At 37.9% G+C, this 3,009-nt stretch carries 3 protein-coding genes and 1 tRNA gene; 1 reads left to right on the top strand and 3 read right to left on the bottom strand.

Features of this window, described 5'->3' with window-relative positions; translation table 11 throughout:
* Positions 1-69: 69 nt before the first annotated feature.
* From H7254_RS11060 to H7254_RS11050, 3 genes are all read right to left on the bottom strand, one after another.
* Positions 70-143: transfer RNA gene (locus H7254_RS11060), tRNA-Arg, on the bottom strand.
* Between the two features lie 44 nt (positions 144-187).
* The gene (locus H7254_RS11055) at positions 188-1,300 is read right to left on the bottom strand and encodes a carboxylate-amine ligase (RefSeq protein WP_301933022.1); all 1,113 of its coding nucleotides are present in this window, start codon (positions 1,298-1,300) and stop codon (positions 188-190) included.
* Positions 1,301-1,337: 37 nt separating this feature from the next.
* Complete coding sequence (locus tag H7254_RS11050) at positions 1,338-2,294, bottom strand: RimK family alpha-L-glutamate ligase (protein ID WP_301933021.1); 957 nt, start codon at positions 2,292-2,294, stop codon at positions 1,338-1,340.
* A 139-nt stretch (positions 2,295-2,433) separates the two neighbouring features.
* Here H7254_RS11050 and H7254_RS11045 point away from each other — a divergent pair.
* A partial coding sequence (locus tag H7254_RS11045; RefSeq protein WP_301933020.1) for an esterase family protein occupies positions 2,434-3,009 on the top strand: 576 nt, incomplete at its 3' end.

Genomic DNA, 3,009 nt, shown 5'->3' with positions numbered 1-3,009 from the left:
TAGAGTAAGGGTTTGGCTAAAAAAGAAACAGGACTTACCATTGTTAAAAATGAAAAGTCCTGTTTTGTGTGACCGCGTCAGGATTCAAACCTGAAACCTTTTGATTCGTAGTCAAATGCTCTATTCAGTTGAGCTACGCAGCCATTTTTTTTCGGGTGGCAAATATAGGGATTTATTTTTTTTAATTTTATAATCCTGGTAAAAAACTTGCATGAATATAATCAACAACGTTTACAAGGCTTTTAGTATCTTCAAAAACTTTTAATTGTCTGTCAGCTCCGGTGCCCTGTTCAAGCATTTTATGTACATGGCTGATGGCGTTTGCACTGCCAAGATGTGGTATTACATCATCTACAAAATCCAATAATTCATAAATTAAAACCCTGGTGTTAACTTCACATTCTTTCCCAAAATCTATCATGCTGCCATCTATTCCATATCTGCTGGCCCGCCACTTATTTTCTGTAATAAGCCTGCGGTTATACATCATAAAATTTAAATTTTGTGCACGTAACTTATAAAGCTTTGCACAAATGGCCTGAAACAACCCAGCAATGGCAATGGTTTCCTGCGCTGTTAACGGTATATCGCAAATGCGAAACTCTACTGTATTAAAAAATGGATGAACCCTTAAATCCCACCATATTTTTTTTGCATTATCAATACAGTTTGTTTTTACAAGCAGTTTTATGTAGTTGTCATATTCCTCAATGCTTTCAAAATGATCGGGAATACCTGTGCGGGGAAATTTTTCAAAAACTTTTGTACGAAAACTTTTATATCCTGTTTGCCTGCCTTCCCAAAAAGGAGAGTTGGTACTAAGCGCAAAAACATGTGGTAAAAAATACCTTGCACTGTTAGCTATGTGAATAGCCATTTCACGAGTTTCCATGCCTACGTGTACATGAAGCCCAAAAACCAAATTGCTGCGGGCAGCTTCCTGCAGTTCATTTACAATTTCGCTGTAGCGAACATGCTCCGTAATGAGCTGGCTTTCCCAATGGCTAAATGGGTGTGTGCCACTTGCACCCACCCAAAGCCCCATTCCATCAGCAATACTGCTGATCGTTTTTCTCAATGTAGATACATCCATAAATGCCTCATCAACATCAGCACAAATATCTGTACCAACCTCAACAACTGCCTGGTGCATTTCGGCCTTTACTTTATCCATTATAATCTTCTGCCCCTCATGCACAATTTTTTGTTCATGGCTTTTCAGTTCATGGGTTAAAGGGTCTAACACCATGTATTCTTCTTCCACCCCAAGTGTAAATTGTTTGTATGATAAACTAGCCATAAGTTTTAGTTGTTTTAATTAAATAAACAGCACTTATTTATTTATATAAAGTTTGTTTGTTTGCGCTTCGCTTGATGTACTCTCCCCAGGTTAAATTATCTGCGCCCTCAACCTGTGCCTGTGCTTTTTCAATGGCAAAAGTTGCAGCTGCTTCTACCACCCAATCAAAATTTTCCTGGCCCACACTGGAAAGTTCAGCATCTGGTGCCGGGTTACAAAAATCTATTGCATAAGGCACACCATCTCTAATGGCGAGTTCTACCGTATTAAAGTCGTAACCGAGGTATTTACAAATGCGCAGAACAATGTCTTCCATTAGTCTGTAACGTGCCGCATCGGGTTTAAAATCTGCCACATACCGAAGGTGGTGCGGATTGCGTGGTTCGTAAGGCATAATTTTTACGTACTTGCCGCCAATACAATAACAACGGTAATATTCATCAAAAATGATTTCTTCCTGCAGCATCATAACGAGTTGCTCCGTTTCGGCATGCTTTGCAAAAAAATCATCTTTGTCAGTGAGTTTATAAACGCTTTTCCAGCCGCCGCCTGCATGGGGTTTCATGTAGGCCGGAAAACCAATGTAGCTAAACATACTTTCCCAATCCATCGGGTAGGCAAGGTTAGCAAAGGATTCGCCGGTTGTATCTGTAGGTAATTCGTGTGAAGGGAGAATGACGGTTTTAGGCACCGGTACATCCATTTTGGTGGATAAACAATTATTAAAAAATTTTTCATCGGCGCTCCACCAAAATGGATTGTTTATTACAGCAGTACCACACAAGGCGGCATTTTTAAGATACGCACGGTAAAATGGTACATCCTGCGAAATTCTATCAATTATAACAGCATAGCCGCTGCTTTCGCCTTGTACAACTTTATCGATCCGCACAGCTTCTGCCATTATTCCATCAATATTTTTACTGTTTATTCTTTCTATAAATGCTTCCGGAAAACTTCTTTCCTTTCCGTGTAAAATGCCGATTTTTTTCATAACAAAAGTTTGTGGTTAAATAAAGTTGAGCGTGTAGTTATAGTTATCAAATATATTTTTTACGGTTCATAAAAACAAATTATGTTTTTGTGAGCTGGGTCATGTTATGTTTAATTTGGTTTCGTTAGTTTTGATGTTTATGCTTATCCAAAATATTACAGATATTATTACACATAATTATATTGTTTACTCCGTATTTCTTAAAAGAGAAGTGATTGTTGACTGTTATTATTCAGAAGATTATTTTAATCATTCGCTGATAAGCCTGTTGCTTATTAATGACGGACAGGATTTAAGAACTATGCAGTTTGAAAATATTTTAGAAAAAGTGTACAGTAGCGGTAATATGGAACCTGTATTTTGTGTTGGCATTCACTGTTCTTCAGATAGAAAAAATGAATATGGTACTGCCAATATATTAGATTACAAAGGTCGTGGTGCCAAAGCAGCATTGTACACAAAATTTGTAATGGAAGAACTGATTCCATTTATTAGAACAACTTACAACATCATTTCATTTAAAGAAAAATCTTTTGCTGGGTTCTCTCTTGGGGGCCTGTGTGCTTTGGATATTGTTTGGAATTATCCTAATGAGTTTTTTAAAGTGGGCGTATTCAGCGGTTCGCTCTGGTGGCGTGATAAGGACCAGGAAGATGAAGGTTTTGATGAAGATACAGATAGAATTATGCAGCGGCAGGTAAGAGAAGGATCCTAT

The sequence above is a fragment of the Ferruginibacter sp. genome, from assembly GCF_014377975.1.
Lineage (GTDB): Bacteria > Bacteroidota > Bacteroidia > Chitinophagales > Chitinophagaceae > Ferruginibacter.
This window is presented reverse-complemented; position numbering and strand designations above follow the sequence as displayed.